The 17,534-nt window shown below is 63.9% G+C and carries 15 protein-coding genes; 9 read left to right on the top strand and 6 right to left on the bottom strand.

The features are described from left to right. Nucleotide 1 precedes the first annotated feature (1 nt). Genes X733_RS151185 through X733_RS151195 form a run of 3 tightly spaced genes read left to right on the top strand, consistent with a single transcriptional unit; the run spans nucleotide 2 to nucleotide 3,606 of the window. A complete protein-coding gene (locus X733_RS151185) occupies nucleotides 2–1,507 on the top strand; it encodes a CpaF family protein (RefSeq protein ID WP_023738191.1) in 1,506 nt (501 codons plus the stop codon). Between the two features lie 29 nt (nucleotides 1,508–1,536). Continuing rightward, a complete protein-coding gene (locus tag X733_RS151190) occupies nucleotides 1,537–2,550 on the top strand; it encodes a type II secretion system F family protein (protein ID WP_023818807.1) in 1,014 nt (337 codons plus the stop codon). Between the two features lie 39 nt (nucleotides 2,551–2,589). After that, a complete protein-coding gene (locus X733_RS151195) occupies nucleotides 2,590–3,606 on the top strand; it encodes a type II secretion system F family protein (RefSeq protein ID WP_023703460.1) in 1,017 nt (338 codons plus the stop codon). Between the two features lie 114 nt (nucleotides 3,607–3,720). On the opposite strand, the gene X733_RS151200 is transcribed toward X733_RS151195, so the two are convergent. Beyond that, entirely contained in the window at nucleotides 3,721–4,542 is an 822-nt protein-coding gene (locus X733_RS151200) for a tetratricopeptide repeat protein (RefSeq protein WP_023818806.1), read from the bottom strand. 238 nt (nucleotides 4,543–4,780) lie between these two features. Between X733_RS151200 and X733_RS151205 the strand changes: the two genes are divergently transcribed. From X733_RS151205 to X733_RS151215, 3 genes are all read left to right on the top strand, one after another. Next, nucleotides 4,781–6,142: a leucyl aminopeptidase family protein gene (locus X733_RS151205; protein ID WP_023818805.1), complete on the top strand. Its 1,362-nt coding sequence runs from the start codon at nucleotides 4,781–4,783 to the stop codon at nucleotides 6,140–6,142. A 69-nt stretch (nucleotides 6,143–6,211) separates the two neighbouring features. Continuing rightward, nucleotides 6,212–6,562, top strand: coding sequence for a MarR family winged helix-turn-helix transcriptional regulator (locus X733_RS151210; RefSeq protein ID WP_023699486.1), 351 nt, complete (start codon nucleotides 6,212–6,214; stop codon nucleotides 6,560–6,562). Nucleotides 6,563–6,569: 7 nt separating this feature from the next. Further along, nucleotides 6,570–7,451: an NlpC/P60 family protein gene (locus X733_RS151215; RefSeq protein WP_081740655.1), complete on the top strand. Its 882-nt coding sequence runs from the start codon at nucleotides 6,570–6,572 to the stop codon at nucleotides 7,449–7,451. 144 nt (nucleotides 7,452–7,595) lie between these two features. Here X733_RS151215 and X733_RS1000000170810 read toward each other — a convergent pair whose 3' ends face one another. Then, a complete protein-coding gene (locus X733_RS1000000170810) occupies nucleotides 7,596–7,790 on the bottom strand; it encodes a hypothetical protein (RefSeq protein WP_245260071.1) in 195 nt (64 codons plus the stop codon). Between X733_RS1000000170810 and X733_RS151220 the strand changes: the two genes are divergently transcribed. Next, the gene (locus tag X733_RS151220; protein ID WP_245274431.1) at nucleotides 7,698–10,202 is read left to right on the top strand and encodes a ligase-associated DNA damage response DEXH box helicase; all 2,505 of its coding nucleotides are present in this window, start codon (nucleotides 7,698–7,700) and stop codon (nucleotides 10,200–10,202) included. The genes X733_RS1000000170810 and X733_RS151220 overlap by 93 nt on opposite strands. After that, on the top strand, nucleotides 10,199–10,915 hold the full coding sequence (pdeM, locus tag X733_RS151225) for a ligase-associated DNA damage response endonuclease PdeM (RefSeq protein WP_023669598.1): 717 nt from the start codon (nucleotides 10,199–10,201) through the stop codon (nucleotides 10,913–10,915). The genes X733_RS151220 and pdeM overlap by 4 nt, the downstream gene beginning before the upstream one ends. A 4-nt stretch (nucleotides 10,916–10,919) precedes the next feature. On the opposite strand, the gene X733_RS151230 is transcribed toward pdeM, so the two are convergent. Further along, complete coding sequence (locus X733_RS151230; protein WP_023818802.1) at nucleotides 10,920–11,891, bottom strand: quinone oxidoreductase; 972 nt, start codon at nucleotides 11,889–11,891, stop codon at nucleotides 10,920–10,922. A gap of 94 nt (nucleotides 11,892–11,985) precedes the next feature. Between X733_RS151230 and X733_RS151235 the strand changes: the two genes are divergently transcribed. Next, a complete protein-coding gene (locus X733_RS151235; protein WP_023818801.1) occupies nucleotides 11,986–12,864 on the top strand; it encodes a LysR substrate-binding domain-containing protein in 879 nt (292 codons plus the stop codon). Between the two features lie 12 nt (nucleotides 12,865–12,876). On the opposite strand, the gene X733_RS151240 is transcribed toward X733_RS151235, so the two are convergent. The 3 genes from X733_RS151240 to X733_RS151250 are packed head-to-tail and all read right to left on the bottom strand — an operon-like array spanning nucleotide 12,877 to nucleotide 17,476. After that, nucleotides 12,877–13,815, bottom strand: a complete 939-nt coding sequence (locus X733_RS151240; RefSeq protein ID WP_023818800.1) for a DmsC/YnfH family molybdoenzyme membrane anchor subunit — start codon at nucleotides 13,813–13,815, stop codon at nucleotides 12,877–12,879. Between the two features lie 5 nt (nucleotides 13,816–13,820). Further along, the gene (locus X733_RS151245) at nucleotides 13,821–14,549 is read right to left on the bottom strand and encodes a 4Fe-4S dicluster domain-containing protein (protein ID WP_023818799.1); all 729 of its coding nucleotides are present in this window, start codon (nucleotides 14,547–14,549) and stop codon (nucleotides 13,821–13,823) included. After that, a complete protein-coding gene (locus tag X733_RS151250; protein ID WP_023818798.1) occupies nucleotides 14,546–17,476 on the bottom strand; it encodes a molybdopterin oxidoreductase family protein in 2,931 nt (976 codons plus the stop codon). Before X733_RS151250 ends, X733_RS151245 begins: the two co-directional genes overlap by 4 nt. Nucleotides 17,477–17,534: the final 58 nt, after the last annotated feature.

The following is a 17,534-nucleotide window of genomic DNA, read 5'->3' as shown; positions in this document are numbered from 1 at the left end:
CATGTTTGGAAAAAGAGGCTCCGACGACGGCGGCCGGTTCACCCCGGAGTTCCGTCAGCCAGCGTCAGCGGCGCCGGCTGCTGCAACGCCTGCGGACATGGCGGTACTTGCCCGACCCCCGGCAGCGCCGCCGCCGGGAGCGCTGGCAACGCCGCCAACTCGCCGTGCCGTTGAGGCGCCGTCGATGGCGCCGGAGCCGCCAAAAAAGATCCAGCGCGAAAAAAGCGAAACCTACTACGACACCAAGAGCCAGGTCTTCTCCGCGCTCATCGACACCATTGACCTGTCGCAACTTGCGAAACTCGATCCCGAGAGCGCGCGCGAGGAAATCCGCGATATCGTCAACGACATCATCGCCATCAAAAATTTCGCAATGTCGATCGCCGAGCAGGAAGAGTTGCTCGACGACATCTGCAACGATGTGCTAGGCTACGGGCCGCTGGAGCCGCTGCTCGCCCGCGACGATATCGCCGACATCATGGTCAACGGCTCCAAGAACGTCTACATCGAAGTCAACGGCAAGGTCGAACAGACCGGCATCCGCTTCCGCGACAATCAGCAGCTGCTCAACATCTGCCAGCGCATCGTCAGCCAGGTTGGCCGCCGCGTCGACGAATCGAGCCCGATCTGTGACGCCCGTCTTCCTGACGGGTCTCGCGTCAACGTGATCGCGCCGCCGCTCTCCATCGACGGCACCGCGCTCACCATCCGCAAGTTCAAGAAGGACAAGCTGACGCTCGATCAGCTGGTCAAGTTCGGCGCCATCTCGCCGCAGGGCGCCGAGATACTCAAGATTATCGGCCGCGTCCGCTGCAACATCGTCATCTCCGGCGGTACCGGCTCCGGCAAGACGACGCTGCTCAACTGCTTGACCAACTATATCGACCGCGAGGAACGCGTCATCACCTGCGAGGACTCGGCCGAACTGCAACTGCAGCAGCCGCACGTGGTACGTCTCGAAACCCGCCCGCCCAATCTCGAGGGCGAAGGCGAGGTGACCATGCGCGACCTGGTCAAGAACTGCTTGCGCATGCGGCCCGAACGCATCATCGTCGGCGAAGTGCGCGGACCGGAGGTTTTCGACCTGCTGCAGGCGATGAACACCGGCCATGACGGGTCGATGGGAACGATCCACTCCAACAGCCCGCGCGAATGCCTGAACCGTATCGAATCGATGATCGCCATGGGCGGCTATTCGCTGCCGCAGAAGACCGTGCGTGAAATCGTCGTCGGCTCCGTCGATGTCATCATCCAGGCAGCACGCCTTCGCGACGGCTCGCGCCGCATCACCCACATCACCGAGGTGATCGGCATGGAAGGTGACGTCATCATCACGCAGGACATCGTGCTCTACAACATCAAGGGCGAGGACTCGAACGGAAGGCTGCTTGGCGAGCATGTGTCGACCGGCATCGGCCGTCCGCATTTCTGGGATCGCGCCCGCTACTATGGCGAGGAACAGCGCCTCGCCAATGCTCTGGAATCGATGGAGAAACGCGCTGACTAACGCATATCCAGGCGTGGGGACTGAGGTCGATGTTCGGAATTGATACCACCGTACTGGCGTTCATCGTGCTCGCCGGCTTCAGCGCCGGTGCGGTCGCCTATGCCTTCCTGTTCACCAAGATGAGCAACGAGAAGCAGGCCGGCAAGCGGCTCGAGACGATCAAGGCCGCCGAGACCGATCGTTCGGTCGTCAAGGCTTCGCGCGACCGTGTCGCGGAGGCGGTCAAGCGGCGTAAATCTGTCCAGGACACGCTGAAACAGCTCGACGAAAAGCAGAAAACCAACGAACTCGCCGTCAAGAAGCCGCCGTTAAAGGCCCAGATTCGTCAGGCCGGCATGCAGGTCTCGATCGAGCGTTTCTATATCTACTCCGTCATTTGCGGCATCGCGCTGACGGTGCTCGCCTATCTCGCCGGCGCGCCGCTACTTGTCCTGCCGGGTACGCTTCTGGCCGGCGCGCTCGGCCTGCCGCGCTGGTTCGTCTCGTTTCGCCGCGCGCGCCGGGTCAAGGCGTTCCTCAACGAATTTCCCAACTCCCTCGACATCATCGTGCGCGCCGTCAAATCCGGCCTGCCGCTCAACGACGCCATTCGCCTGATCGCCAATGAATCGCCGGAGCCGGTCAAGACCGAGTTCCGCCGGATCGTCGATTCGCAGCAGATTGGCATGTCCATCCCCGACGCCACCTTGCGCATGGCTGAGACCATGCCGTGCAGCGAGGCAAGTTTCTTCGGAATCGTTATCCAGATCCAGTCACAGGCCGGCGGTAATCTCTCCGAGGCGCTAGGCAACCTTTCGCGCGTGCTTCGCGATCGCAAGAAAATGAAGGCCAAGGTCCAGGCGCTGTCCATGGAAGCGAAGGCGTCGGCCGTCATCATCGGCGCGCTGCCTATTGTCGTCGCCCTTCTCGTCTATCTGTCGAGCCCGAACTACATCATGCCGCTGTTCACCACCAGCACCGGCAATCTGATCCTTGGCTGTTCCGGCGTGTGGATGTCGATCGGCATTCTGGTGATGCGCAAGATGATGAACTTTGAAGTTTAGGCCCACCTTGGAAAGCTCGAACGAAAAGACTGAAAACGGATGACCGACCAAGTCGTAAAATCGCTGACCGATCCTGCCTTCCTGATCGCATTGCTGGTCGGCGTTGCGGTGTTCGCGACCGTCTTCACGTTGCTGCCGGCGCTTGGCGGCAATCAGCTCAAGGCGCGCATGAAATCGGTGGCGCTGGAGCGTGACGAATTGCGCGCCAAGCAGCGCTCGCGGCTTGCCAACGAAGCCGATCGCCGCCGCAAGGGGCTGCGCGAAGAGCAGTCGATCGGCATGCGCAACATCGTCGACAGGCTCGACCTGCGGCGTGCGTTGGCCGATGAAGGCACGTTGCAGAAGCTCAAGGTGGCGGGCTTTCGTGGCCAAAACCCGCTGACGCGCTTCCTGTTTTTCCGCCTGATCCTGCCGTTTGTGGGTTTCGCGCTGGCAGCGATCTATCTGTTCGTGCTCGGCGGACTGCCTGACCGGCCGGCCTTCGCGAAACTGTTCGTCTGCATTCTCGTCGCCTACGCCGGCTTCTACGCGCCGATCCTTTACGTCAACAATCGTGCCGCCAAGCGCAAGCAGTCGATCCAGGCGGCGTGGCCGGATGCGCTCGACCTGATGCTGATCTGCGTCGAGTCGGGCATGTCGGTCGAGGCTGCCTTGCGCAAGGTCTCCGAGGAGATCGGTTCGCAATCGGTGGCGCTGGCGGAGGAATTCGTGCTGACCAATGCCGAACTCTCTTATCTGCAGGAACGCAAGCAGGCTTATGAAAACCTGTCGGCTCGTACCGGCCTGGAATCGGTGAAGTCAGTGTCCCAGGCACTGGTCCAGGCGGAACGCTACGGCACACCCGTGGCGCACGCATTGCGCGTGCTGGCCGCGGAAAGCCGCGACATGCGCATGAATGCAGCCGAGAAGAAGGCCGCCGCCCTGCCGCCGAAGCTTACCGTGCCGATGATCCTGTTCTTCCTGCCGGTTTTGTTCGCCATCATTCTGGGCCCAGCCGGCATTCAGGTCAGCCAGCGCGGCATCTTCGGCGACCAGCACAATTCCTCAAGCCAGTAGGCCTCGTTGCAGCCATACTAAAGAGCCGCACTGCCAATGCAGTGCGGCTCTTGGTTTTCAGCGTTGATGCGTGGACGGATTTTGCGCTGTGCGGAGCCGGCGCCCATGCGGCGCTCAGTTGGTCGCCGCCTTTGCCTTGTCCTGATCCTTGAGCTGGCTCCAGGCGTTCTGCTGGGCAAGCATCTGGCGAAGATAGGCTACATTGGCTTGCGCCTGTTCCGGCGAAAGCTCCTGCGAGGCGATCTTCTCGGCCTCGTCGAAGCGGCCCTGCAGTCCCACGACCAGCGCAAGGTTCTGGCGCACCCGGCTGTCGGCATTCGGTTGCTGGGCTGCCGAGCGCATATAGGTCTCGGCGGTGCGCAGATCGCCTTCCAGCACATAGGACATGCCGAGATTGGAAAGGATCGAGGGTTCGTTCGGCTTGAGGTCCAGCGCCTTGCGGTAGTTCTGGCGCGCTTCATCCTTCTGGCCAAGCTGGTCGAGAATGGCGGCCTCGGCCGACATCAGCCGCCAGTCCGGATATTCCGGCGTCTGCGCCCGGCGCACGGCGTCGAGCGCCGGCTCGAACTGGCCGTTGGCGGCCAGCGCCTTGCCGTAGGCGGCAAGCACGTCGCGATCCTTGGGGTAGGCGATCGCCAGCTTGCGCATAACGGCAAGCGACTGGTCGGCATCGCCGTCCATCTGGAGCGCCGCCGCAAAATTTGTCGCCAGTCGCTTGTCGTTGGGGTTCTTTGCGTAGGATTCGCCGAGCCGCGTGGTCGCGCCGTGCAACTCGCTGGCCGACATGGTCTCCAGCGGTTTGCCGCTGGTGCGCCCGATCGAGCCGGTCGTGAGCTTGCTGGTTCCGCACCCGGCAACACCGGCCGCCAGCGCCATCAGCAGTGCCGTGGTGACCAACCGTTTGGCCGTGACGTTCATCCTGCGGTTGGTGGGCATCGGCACGGGGCTCTCCATTCCTGCGCGTGGCCATTCACGTGGCCATCTTCATCCCCGCAGAAATATTCTGTTAACCCTAACGGACAGTTAAAAAGCAAGCCGTCTGATGGGCGAACGGCCCGCCGGAAGCCATGGCCTGGCATGTCCAATGTCTGGTCTCTGTGCATAGATGTTGAAATCATCCGACGTCCCTGTCACTTGACTGGGGACGATCTGCAAGCCTCCCGGAGACCATCGAATGCCCGTCGAACTCATCGAGACACTAAACACTGCCTTGCCGGTCCATCTGGTCGCGAGGGATGGACTGGAGGCCTTGGGGCTTTCGCCTTCCACGATCGCATGGGCGGCCGCCAACGGCTTTTCCGGCGAAGCCGGCAGGACGCTCGCTGTCGCCGGCGACAACGGTTCCCTTGCCGGCGCCTTGTTCGGCGTCGGTGATGGCGAGGGGGCGCTGGCCGTCGGCATGCTGGCGAGAGCCTTGCCGGAAGGCGACTGGCATTTTGCCGCCGCTCCAGCCGAGCCGGAACTCGCGGCCATAGGCTTGGTGCTCGGCGGCTATGTCTTCACTCGCTACGGCAAGAAATCAGGCAAGGCGTTGCGTTTTGCGCTGCCGTCCGGCGCCGATGCGGGTCGTGTCCGGCGCATCGCCGACGGCGTCTTCCTGGCGCGCGACCTCGTCAACACGCCGACCAGCGACATGGGACCGGACGAGTTGGAGAAGGCCGTACGGACCCTGGCGGCCACTCACAAGGCCGAGGTATCGGTGATCAAGGGGGATGATCTCCTAAAGCAGAATTTCCCGATGATCCATGCGGTCGGCCGGGCCTCGGTCGGAGTGCCGCGCCTGATCGATATGGTTTGGGGACCGGAAGGCGCGCCGAAGGTGACGCTGGTCGGCAAGGGTGTCTGTTTCGACACTGGCGGCCTCGACATCAAGCCTTCGTCGGGCATGCTCTTGATGAAGAAGGATATGGGCGGCGCCGCCAATGTGCTGGGCCTGGCCTCGATGATCATGGCTGCCGGGCTGAAGGTCCGGCTGCGTGTCCTGATCCCAGCAGTCGAGAATTCGATTGCCGGCAACGCCTTTCGGCCTGGAGATGTACTGACCAGCCGCAAGGGCCTCACCGTCGAGATCGGCAACACCGACGCCGAAGGGCGGCTGGTGCTGGCCGATGCGCTGGCGCTGGCCGATGACGAGGAGCCGGAACTGCTGATCGACATTGCGACGCTGACCGGGGCAGCGCGTGTCGCGCTCGGCCCCGATCTGCCGCCTTTCTACACTGGCGACGAAGTGCTGGCGTCCGAACTGGCTGCGGCCTCCATGGCCGTCGAGGATCCGTTGTGGCGCATGCCGTTGTGGCGGCCCTATGACGCCAGGCTGGCGTCGAAGATCGCCGACATCAACAACGTCACCACCGACGGCTTCGCCGGTTCGGTCACCGCGGCGCTTTTCCTCAAGCGCTTTGTCGAACGGACAACGGGCTGGGCGCACTTCGACATCTTCGCCTGGAACCCGTCCGATCGCCCCTACGGACCCGCCGGCGGCGAGGCGCAAGGCATCCGTGCACTGGAGCGGGTCATTTCGAGGCGCTATCCCTAGGGTCGTGAGCACAACACACCGCCTCTAAACTGAAACGGAACCGAAACAATTTGGCGTCATGCTCGGGCGATGTCGATTTCGATGCGTCCGAGTCAGGCGATGCGACTGTGGCAGCAGGTGATGCTGTCGCAGGTGCGCGCCGGCGCGCCAGATCTCACCATGCGCCAGACGGCGATCCTGTTCACCATCTATCTCGACCCGCCGCCGCACACGGTGCGCGGTCTGGCAGCCCGCCTCAATGTCACCAAGCCGGTCATCACCCGCGCCCTCGACACTATGGGTGCGCTGAAACTGGTGTCGCGCCATCGCGACGAGCTCGACAAGCGCAATGTGCTGATCCGGCGCACGGTCGAAGGCGCGCTCTTTGTCGAGCGCTTCGGGGATGGTATCGTTGCCAAGGCTCATGAACTGCCCATCTGATCAATCCATGAACTCGACGAGTACCGATTTGACTGCCAGGGACGCCCGCCTCCACGCCTTCCGTTCCGACCTCGCCGATGCCAGGCTGAAAGGGGAGGTGTCGGCCGATCGCTTCGTCACCGGCCGTCCGGCCCGGATCACAGCCTCCGTGGCTGACGTGCGCAAGGCACCGCGCCCGGATGCCGGCGTCAACACGCAGGTACTGTTCGGCGACGATGTGCTTGTCTTCGAGGAAGCCGAGGGATGGGCCTGGGTCCAGGCCGAACGTGACGGCTATGTCGGCTACGTCGGCGCCACCATGCTGGGCGCACCCGAGCATGCGCCAACCCACATCGTCATGGCGCCGCGCACTTTTCTCTATCCCGGCCCGGATCTGCGCTTCCCGATCAGCGGCCAATTGTCGATGGGCTCGACGGTGACGGTAACCGGTGCCGCCGAAACGCGCGGCACGCACTATGCGCTGTTGCCCTCCGGCGAGGCGCTGATCGCCGGCCATATTTGCCCGGTCAGTGACATCGCCGCCGACTATGTCTCGGTCGCCGAGATGTTTCTCGGCACGCCCTATCTCTGGGGCGGCACCTCCGGCTTCGGCATCGACTGTTCGGGCCTTGTGCAACTGGCCATGCGCATGGCCGGCCGCAATGTGCTGCGTGATTCCGACATGCAAGCGGCAGGCCTCGGCGAGCCGCTCGATCCGGGATTCGATTATGCCGGACTGAAACGCGGCGACCTGGTGTTCTGGAAGGGCCATGTCGCGATCATGACCGACGCCGAGACAATGATCCACGCCAACGGCCACACCATGCTGGTCTCGCGCGAAGGGCTGAAGGATGCGGTTGATCGGATTGGGTATCTGTATGGCGGGCCGACTGGGTTTCGGCGGCCCTAGCGCCTCTTCCTCGCCCGTTCACGGGGAAAGGTGCCCGAAGGGGCGGATGAGGGGCGACGCCAGCGACTGAAAGGTCGCGCTGCGCCTCACTTGCCGGCCGGCATCCCTTCTCCCCGTAAACGCGGCGAGGGATAGCTCGGCCGATCACCTTTTGTTCCGATTTTCCTTGGCGATCGCGCGCCGTCGCGCTACCTCTTTCGCGTGACCGAGCAGCCGCGCCTTGCCAAACAGAATGCCGCCGTCCTTCTGCCCGAGCCATTCATCAGATGGTTTGGCGAAAAAGGCTGGTCGCCGCGCGCTCACCAGATCGAGCTGCTGGCGAAGGCTCAAGCCGGGCAATCGGTGCTCTTGATCGCACCGACCGGCGCCGGCAAGACGCTGGCCGGCTTCTTGCCATCGTTGACCGAACTGGCCAACCGCCCCAGACGCAAAGCCGGTATGGCACGGCGCGGCATCCATACGCTCTACATCTCGCCGCTGAAGGCGCTGGCCGTCGACATCGAGCGCAACCTCGGCAAGCCGGTGGAGGAGATCGGCCTGCCCGTCACCATCGAGACGCGCACCGGCGACACGCCTTCCCACAAGCGACAGCGCCAGAAGCTGGCGCCGCCCGATATCCTGCTCACCACGCCCGAGCAATTGGCGCTGCTGATTGCGGCCGGCGATGCCGGGCGATTCTTCGAGGATCTGCGCTATGTCGTGCTCGACGAGTTGCATTCGCTGGTGACATCGAAACGCGGCCATCTGCTGGCGCTCGGGCTGGCGCGGCTGCGCAGCATCGTGCCCGGCCTGCAGACGATCGGTCTGTCGGCAACGGTGGCCGAGCCCGACGAGTTGCGGCGCTGGCTGGTGAGCCAGAATCCGCCCAAAGGCCTGGCAAGTCCCGATATGTCTGAGCTCATCGTCGTAACCGGCGGCGCGAAGCCCGAAATCTCGATCCTCGATTCGGAAGAGCGCGTGCCATGGGCCGGCCATTCGGCGCGGTATGCGACGCCGGAAATCTACCGCGAGATCAAGCGCCATAGGACCACCCTGCTGTTCGTCAACACCCGCAGCCAGGCCGAGCTGCTGTTTCAGGAATTGTGGCGGGTCAACGAGGATACCTTGCCGATCGCGCTGCATCACGGCTCGCTCGATGTCGCCCAGCGCCGACGCGTCGAGAAGGCGATGGGGGAAAACGCGCTCCGTGCCATCGTCGCCACCTCGACGCTCGACCTTGGCATCGATTGGGGCGATGTCGATCTGGTCGTCCATGTCGGCGCGCCCAAGGGCGCCAGCCGGCTGGCGCAGCGCATCGGCCGCGCCAATCACCGCATGGACGAGCCGTCGAAGGCGATCCTGATCCCGGCCAATCGTTTCGAGGTGCTGGAGTGCCGGGCAGCGCTGGACGCCAACTACCTCGGCGCCCAGGATACGCCGCCGCTGGTCGATGGCGGGCTCGACGTGCTGGCGCAGCATGTGCTGGGCTGCGCCTGCGGGGCGCCGTTTCGCGCCGACGATCTCTACGAGGAAGTGCTGACAGCAGCGCCCTATGCCAGCCTCGACCGGCCGACATTCGACCGCGTCATTGATTTCGTCGCCACCGGCGGCTACGCACTGAAGAACTACGAGCGCTACGCCCGCATCCGCCTCAACAAGGACGGCATGTGGCGGGTCTCCAATCCTCGCGTCGCGCAGCAATATCGGCTGAACGTCGGCACCATCATCGAGGTGCCGGCGCTCAATGTGCGTTACGTCAAGGCCGGCAGCAAAGGCTCGGCTTCGCACGGCGGCCGGGCTCTGGGCAAGATCGAGGAGGCCTTCCTCGAAACGCTGACGCATGGCGACACCTTCATGTTTGCCGGCAAAGTGCTGCGCTTCGAAGGTATCCGCGAGAACGAATGCTTCGTCTCGAATGCGCCGGGAAGCGACGCCAAGGTGCCTTATTATGGCGGCGGCAAATTTCCGCTTTCGACTTACCTCGCCGAGCAGGTGCGCGCCATGCTGGACGACCCGCAGCGCTGGAAGAAGCTGCCGGAGCAGGTATCGGACTGGCTGCGGTTCCAGGCCGACAAATCGGTATTGCCCAAACGCGACGACCTGCTGATCGAAACCTTTCCGCGCGGCAACCGTCACTATCTCGTGGCCTATCCATTCGAGGGCAGACTGGCCCACCAGACGCTCGGCATGCTGCTCACCCGCCGGCTGGACAGGGCCGGCGCCAGGCCGCTTGGCTTCGTCGCCACCGACTACGCATTGGCCATCTGGTCGCTGGGCGATATGGGCGCGATGTTCAAATCGCGGAAACCTTCGCTTGGCGCTCTGTTCGACCAGGACATGCTGGGCGACGACCTCGAGGCTTGGCTGGCCGACAGCTGGCTGCTCAAGCGCACCTTCCGCAACTGCGCGCTGATTTCAGGCCTGATCGAGAAGCGCCACCCGGGACAGGAGAAAAGCGGCCGTCAGGTCACCGTCTCGACCGATCTGATCTATGACGTGCTGCGCAGCCATGAGCCCGACCACATCCTGCTGCAGGCGACGCGCGCCGACGCGGCGACCGGTCTGCTCGATGTCAGCAGACTTGCCGACATGCTCTCGCGTATCCAGGGTCGAATCGTGCATAAGGCACTCGAACAGATATCGCCGCTGGCCGTGCCGATCATGCTCGAAATCGGCAAGATGCCGGTGAATGGCGAGGCCGACGAAACGCTGCTGATGGATGCCGCGACTTTGGTCGAGGAAGCCATGGGTCCTGGGATGGTTGAGGAATGAATTTTTCGCTGGCGCGGGCATCGCTGATCGCCGAGGCCGATTTTGTCGGCATCGCGGGCGAGCGCGCGGTCTGTGATTCGCGCGGCGTGCTTTATTTCCCCGATCTGAGGCTGCTCGCGGTCTCCGACCTGCATCTGGAAAAGGGCTCGTCCTTTGCCAGGCGCGGCGCACTGATCCCGCCCTACGATACCGGCGCCACTCTGCTCCGGCTGCAGGCGGTAATCGCGGACTACCAGCCGGCCATCGTCATCAGCCTGGGCGACTCCTTCCACGACGGCGGCGGCGCCGAGCGCATGCATCAAACCTTCCGCGATCGGCTGGAAGCATTGATGGCCGGCCGCGACTGGTTCTGGGTCGCCGGCAACCATGACCCGGAAGCGCCGGCGGATTTGCCCGGCGAGACGGTGCGCGAACTCGCCATCGGCTCGCTGCTGTTCCGCCACGAGCCGTCGAAGATAAGAACCGAGGGCGAAGTTGCCGGCCATCTTCACCCTTGCGCCCGCATCGTCCAGCAGGGCCGCTCGGTGCGGCGGCGCTGCTTTGCCGGCGATGGCGGCCGCATGATCATGCCGGCCTTCGGCGCTTATACCGGCTCGCTCAACGTGCTCGACCGCGCCTATGCCGGCCTGTTCCGCCGCGAGACGTTGATAGCCTATATGATGGGCGCCGCGCGCATCTTCGCCATTTCCGGTTCGATGCTGCGGCCGGGCTGAGTTTCTACGGTATAAGCACGGTTGCGCCTGTCGTCTGCCGTGCTTCGAGCCGGCGATGCGCCTCCGCCACTTCGGCAAGCGGCATGCTTGTGTGCACCGGGATTTTCACTGCGCCGCTGAGGACGACGCTGAACAGATCCTCGCTCATGGCGACAACGTCCTCACGCCTGGCGAGATGATGGAACAGCAACTGCCTGGTGGCGAACAGCGAACCCTTTTGCATCAAAAGCATGATGTCGAATGGCGGGATCGACCCCGACGCTGTGCCGTAGCTGACGAAGGTGCCGAACGGCCGCAGGCAGTCGAGCGAGGCGGGGAAGGTCGCGTTGCCGACGCCGTCATAGACGACGTGGCAGCCTTCGCCGTTGGTGACCTCTTTCACCCGTGCGGCGAAATTCTCTTTGCTGTAGTCGATGACATGGTCGCAGCCATTGGCGCGCGCAAGTTCGGCCTTTTCGGGTGAACCGACCGTGCCGATGACGATGGCGCCGAGATGCTTTGCCCATTGCGTCAGGATGAGGCCGACGCCGCCCGCCGCGGCATGCACCAGGATTGTATGGCCCGCCTCCACGCGAAACGTGCGACGCAGCAGATATTGCGCCGTCAGCCCCTTCAGCATCATGGCCGCGCCCGTCTCGAAATCGATGGCGTCGGGCAGATGCACGACGAAATGCGCCGGCACGATGCGTTCTTCGGCATAGGCGCCGAGCGTCTCGACATAGGCGACTCGGTCGCCAGGCGCGAACCCGCTGACGCCTTCACCGCCGGCGACGATTTCGCCGGCGCCTTCATTGCCGGGAATGAATGGCAGAGCGGGCGGCGCGTATTCGCCGGTGCGAAAATAGATGTCGACGAAGTTGAGACCGACCGCCCGGTTGCGCACGCGCACCTCGCCCGGTCCGGGCTGGCCGATGTCGACATCTTCGTAGGCAAGCACATCTGGCCCGCCATGGCGGTGAACACGGATCGCTTTCATGGTTTTCTCCCCTGCGCTGTTCTCTTGAGTGTGAGATAGCGCGTGGCGAGATATCATTGTAGGCTGATACCTATGACATCAGAGTTCAAACAAAATGATATCTGAGCAGATCGGCCTCGACCTTCTCCGCACCTATGTCGCGGTCTGCCGGCAAGGTAGCCTGAGCAGGGTCGCCGCGCAGACCGGCAAGACCCAATCGGCGATGAGCATGCAGATGCGCCGGCTGGAGGGCCTGCTCCAACGGCACTTGTTCCAGCGCACCGGCCGCGGTGTCGTACCGACTGCGGCGGGAGAGCTCTTTCTGGGATACGCGACCCGCATCCTCGCTCTCGGCGACGAAGCGGTGGCGCGTCTGCAGCAGGCTAGCATTGGCGGCGGCGTGCGTATTGGTCTTGCCGAAGAGGTCACCACGGCGGCGCTTTCGGCCGCGCTTGGGCGGCTGCATCGCACATATCCCGACATCAGCCTCGACGCGATGGTCGAGCACAGCGTCGCGCTGGGACGGCTGTGGAGCGAGGATGCGCTGGATGTCATGATTGCCCCGACATCCGTCGTCGCGGCCGATGCCGTGACGACATGGAACGTCGAACTGCAGTGGGTCTGCGCCCAGGACTATGTGCTGGACCATGACCGGCCGCTCGATCTCGCCGCCTTCGGCGCAACCTGCCCTTGGCGCAGGCGGATGATCGAGGCGCTGATTGCCGCCGGTCGGGAGCACCGGATCGTCCTGTCGTGCCAAAGCGTCACCGGCCTTCAGGCCGCGATCGAGAACGGACTGGGCGTTGGACTGCTTCCGCCCGAATCCGTGCGTACCGCTTCGATGCGGGTGCTGAAGACGTCAGCCGGCCTGCCCGAGCCGCTCACGGTCCAATACGGCCTTTACGCGCACGACCGCAGGACAGCTGTAATCGATGCCGCGATCGAAATCCTGCTTAAGGATTTGCCCGCGGCGCCACGAGCACGGGCCGCCTGACGGCGGGACGCTCTACCGGCCGTAATAGAGGGTGACGGTGTGCTTGGCCTCGGCGAAGAACAGCCAGCGCTCGACCAGCATGCCGGCGAACTGGACGATTGCCGCAAGCACCGACAGCACCGCTGCGAATGGCCAGGGCAAAGCGAATAAGACAGAAAGCAGCAGCAGGGCAGGCAAGGCGAAAGCCAGCAACTGCGTGATCAGCCGCAGCTTTGCGCCGTGCTTGCGGGCGATGCGAAAGCCCATTTCCTTGAGCAGATAGTTTTCCTCGGTGTGCGGCCATTCCAGCGAGCGCACTGTGCCGCCAGTGAGCCCCGTCGCCGTGTTGGCGGTGGTCGCGATCTCCAGCGCGTCATTGTATCGCCACGTCGCCAGCTTCCAGCCCCAGCCGAGCAAGGTAAGCGGCAGGGCGGCGGCGGCAGTGGCGGTCGGGCTGATGGCGAAAGCCTGCAGCAGCGCGTTGAGCAGCACGCTGCCGGTCATCGCCGAAAAGATGAGATAGCCCGGCAGCGTATACGGGCTATGCCACTGCGCGATCGGCTTCAGCGAGGCATAGATCATGCCGGTGGTGCAGACGGTGACGACCGCGCCGATGGCTGCCAGCAGCCCGGCAATAGCTACCCAGCCGCCGGTGTGGCCGAAGAACACCCAGCCGATGCCGAACAACCCGGCCGGAATGAAGGTTGCCACCGAAGCCACGCCTTCGCGCGACAGCCACGAACTGCGCCATTGCGACAAGGCGCGCCATGCGCGTTCGGGGCGGCCGAGATGGACGGTCGAAGACAAAAGGCCGGCAGCAATCAGCCCAAGCGCCAGCCCCATGCCGATAAGGCCAAGCCAGAAATCGGCCGGGATGAAGCCCAGCCCGCCCAGCACGCCAAGCAGCGCCAGCAGTCCGTAGCCCGCTCCTGTAGCAGTAGTGAAGAAAACGACCGAGGCGGCAGGATGCATGGATATCAGTTCGAAAGCATGCGGTCGACCCAGCCGAGGAAACCGCCTTCGGCCCTGACCGGGTCGAGCCTTGCCGCCGGCACCGATGCGGCACGCCGGGCGCGCGGCGGCAGGTACTTGTTGGTCGGCTTGTAGCCCATCTCCGGCATCAGGTCGACGCCGCCACGCTCCGCCACCAATTGCGAGACAGCCGACGAAGGATCGCCGAGATCGCCGAAATGCCGGGCGCTGGTCGGGCAGGCGGCTACGCAGGCCGGCACGCGGTCTTCCTCGGCCAGATTGTCATTGTAGATGCGGTCGACGCACAGCGTGCATTTCTTCATCACGCCGACGTCGGTATCGAATTCGCGCGCGCCATAGGGACAGGCCCAGCTGCACAGTTTGCAGCCGATGCATTTGCTTTCGTCGATCAGCACGATGCCGTCCGATGCCCGCTTGTAGGAGGCGCCGGTCGGGCAGACGGTGACGCAGGCCGGCGTCTCGCAATGCAGGCAGGAGCGCGGGAAGTTGACGGTGCGCCCGCCCGCTTCGGTGATGTGCTCATAGCTGTGTACGCGGTTGAACCAGACGCCGTCGACATGGCCGCCATAGGGGTCGATGTCGGTCAGTGGCGCCATGTGGCCGCCGGTGTTCCACTCCTTGCAGGCGGTGACGCAGGCCTGGCAGCCGACGCAGGTGTCGAGGTCGATGACCAGGCCAAGCTTCTTGTCTGTATGGGCGGGAAGGCAGGTCATTCCACGGCTTCCCTATGGACGCGGAACTCGGCGCCGAAGCGAAGGATGTCGGGCGAAGGCTCGACATTTGGCGGCTGGCTGAAACGCTCGAATTGCGGTTCGGTGAAGCCGGCTTCCTCATCAGAGCATTTGACAATGCGTACCCTGAGGTCGAACCACGCCGCCTGGCCGGTCACCGGATCGGAATTCGAATAGCGTTTGCCTTTCGCGTCAGCCGATGTCTGGTCGCCGATAATGTGGTTGAGCAGGAAAGCGCGATTGCTCTCGGCAGCGTTGTCCTTCAGACCCCAGGCGCCGCCCCTTTTGCCGATGGCGTTCCAGGTCCAGACCGTATCCGCATTGACCCCGTCGACCAGCTTGATCTGTCCTTTCACCCGGCCGTTGATGCTTTCGATCCACACCCAGTCGTCGTCGGCCAGGTCGAGAACTGCCGCGGTCTGGTGGTGCACGAACAGGCGGTTCTGGCTGGTGATTTGCCGCAGCCACGCATTCTGCGAGCCCCAGGAATGATACATGTGCATAGGCCGCTGCGTCAGCGCATGCAGCGGGTATTTCTGCGGATCGACCGCGGCCTCTTCGAACGGGGTAAACCAGAACGGCAGCGGATCCATATAGGTCTCGATGCGCTGGCGTTCGCTCTCGGGCGGCTGGACGCGACCATGACCGCGCGCGGCGAGGCGAAAGCGCTGCATCGGTTCGCAATAGAGCTGGAACACGATCGGCTCGGCCTTGGGGATGAACCCCATCTGCTCTGCGAAGTCGAGATAGGAGCGGTTGGCCATCTTGTAATAGCGCTGGTCCTCAGCAAAATCCTGGTGCCAGAAGCCGCCATTGTCGATGTAGCGCTGCAGCTGGTCGGGATTGACTTCGCCCTTGCCGACAGACGTGCCGTCCTTGCCGCGCCAGCCGGCGAGCGGGCCAATGCCGGGCGTGCGTTCGTGATTGACGATGTAGTCGGCATAGTCGGCATATCTGGCCGAGCCATCGTCCTCGACGAAGCCGGGCAGGCCAAGCCGAGCGCCAAGTTCGATCAGCACCGATTGGAACGGCCTGACATCTCGGTCCGGTTCGACCACCGGATGGCGGATCGCGTCGCCCGGCCCGTCGGCATGGCTGATCGGCCGGTCGAGCAGGCTGATGCAGTCGTGACGTTCGAGATAGGTGGTGTCGGGCAGCACCAGATCGGCGAACGGCACCGTCTCGGAATAATAGGCGTCGGAATAGATGATGAAGGGGATCTTGTAGTTACCCGCTTCGTCATGGTCGGTGAGCATGGCAATGGTCTCGACGGTGTTCATCGAGGAATTCCAAGCCATGTTCGACATGTACATCATCAGCGTGTCGATCGGGTACGGATCACCGGCCCACGCATTGCGGATGACCGTATGCATCAGCCCATGCGCGGCGAGCGGCGCATCCCAGGAATAAGCCTTGTCGATGCGCAAAGGCGTGCCGGCCTCGTCGACCAGGAGATCGTCCGGCCCGCAGACGAAGCCGAGCGGCATGCCGTCGAGCGGCGTCATCGGCTTGACCACCTTGCCGGCCGGCTTCGGTCCCGGCGGCGCCGAGCGCGGGTAGGGCGGCTTGAAACGGAAGCCGCCGGGCACGTCCACCGTGCCGAGCAGCACCTGCAGCAGGTGGATGGCGCGGCAGGAGTGAAAGCCGTTGGAGTGGGCCGAGATGCCGCGCATGGCATGCATCGACACCGGCCGTCCCTTGATCGTCTCGTGCCGCCGTCCGGCCCAGTCGGTCCACGCAACCGGCAGTTCGATCGTCTGTTCGAAGGCGACGTGGGCGAGTTCGGCAGCGATCCGGCGGATGGTGTCGGCCGGAATGCCGCATCGTGCCGCGACCGCATCGGGTGCGTAGCTGTCGTCCATGTAGCGGTCGGCGATAAGCCGAAACACCGGCACGCAGCGGCGGCCGGCGAACGTGAAGCTGCCGGTCAACGCCGGCTTCGCATCCGCATCGGCTGCGTTGACGGTTGTCTTCGCCACTCTGTCCCACGCGAGAAGATTGTTGTCGCTGTCGCGCAGGAACAGCCCGTCGTCCGCCGCACCCGGCTCCTGGATGACCAGCACATGGGCGTTGGTGTAGCGGAGCAGATAATCGAGATCGACGCGGCCCGCCTTGAGCAGTTCGTGGATGAGGGCGAAGACGAAGAGGCCGTCGGTGCCGGGCCGGATCCCGATCCAGTCGTCGGCAATCGCGTTGTAGCCCGTGCGGCACGGGTTGATCGACACCACCTTGGCGCCGCGCGCCTTGAGTTTACCCAAGCCGATCTTGATCGGGTTGGAATCATGGTCCTCGGCGACGCCGAACAGCATGAAGTATTTCGTATTGTCCCAGTCCGGCTCGCCGAACTCCCAGAACGAGCCGCCGATCGTGTAGAGCCCGCCGGCCGCCATGTTGACCGAGCAGAAGCCGCCATGGGCGGCGAAGTTCGGCGTGCCGAACTGGCTCGCCCACCAGCCGGTCAGCGACTGCGACTGGTCGCGCCCGGTGAAGAAGGCGAGCTTTTTCGGATCGGTTCGGCGGATATTCGATAGCCGCTCGGTCGCAATCGAAAACGCTTCCTCCCACTCGATCTCGCGGAATTCACCCGAGCCCCGCAGGCCGCTGCGCAACAGCGGCTTCTTCAGCCGCGCCGGGCTGTAATGCTGCATGATGCCGGAGCTGCCCTTGCCGCAGATTACGCCGCGGTTGACCGGATGGTCCTTGTTGCCGTTGATGTAGCGCACCTTGCCGTCCTTGATGTGGACGTCGATGCCGCAGCGGCAGGCGCACATATAGCAGGTGGTCTTGGCGATGCTGTCGGAAACGGTTGGCGAGGTGTCGACACCGTCGCCTTCATCAGGCGCGCGTGTATTGGGAAGCGGCCGTTGCGACGGTGCGGAATTGGCCCCGCGCGGCGCAGCTGGATTCATGATGCCGGCGTGCTTTTGCTACCTGCGAATTTGGCCCGCGTCTTCGGTCCGGGGCCAC

Source organism: Mesorhizobium sp. L2C066B000 (genome assembly GCF_000502335.1).
Taxonomy (GTDB): domain Bacteria; phylum Pseudomonadota; class Alphaproteobacteria; order Rhizobiales; family Rhizobiaceae; genus Mesorhizobium.
Note: the sequence above shows the minus strand (reverse complement) of the source record. Positions and strands in the feature narration are given on the sequence as shown.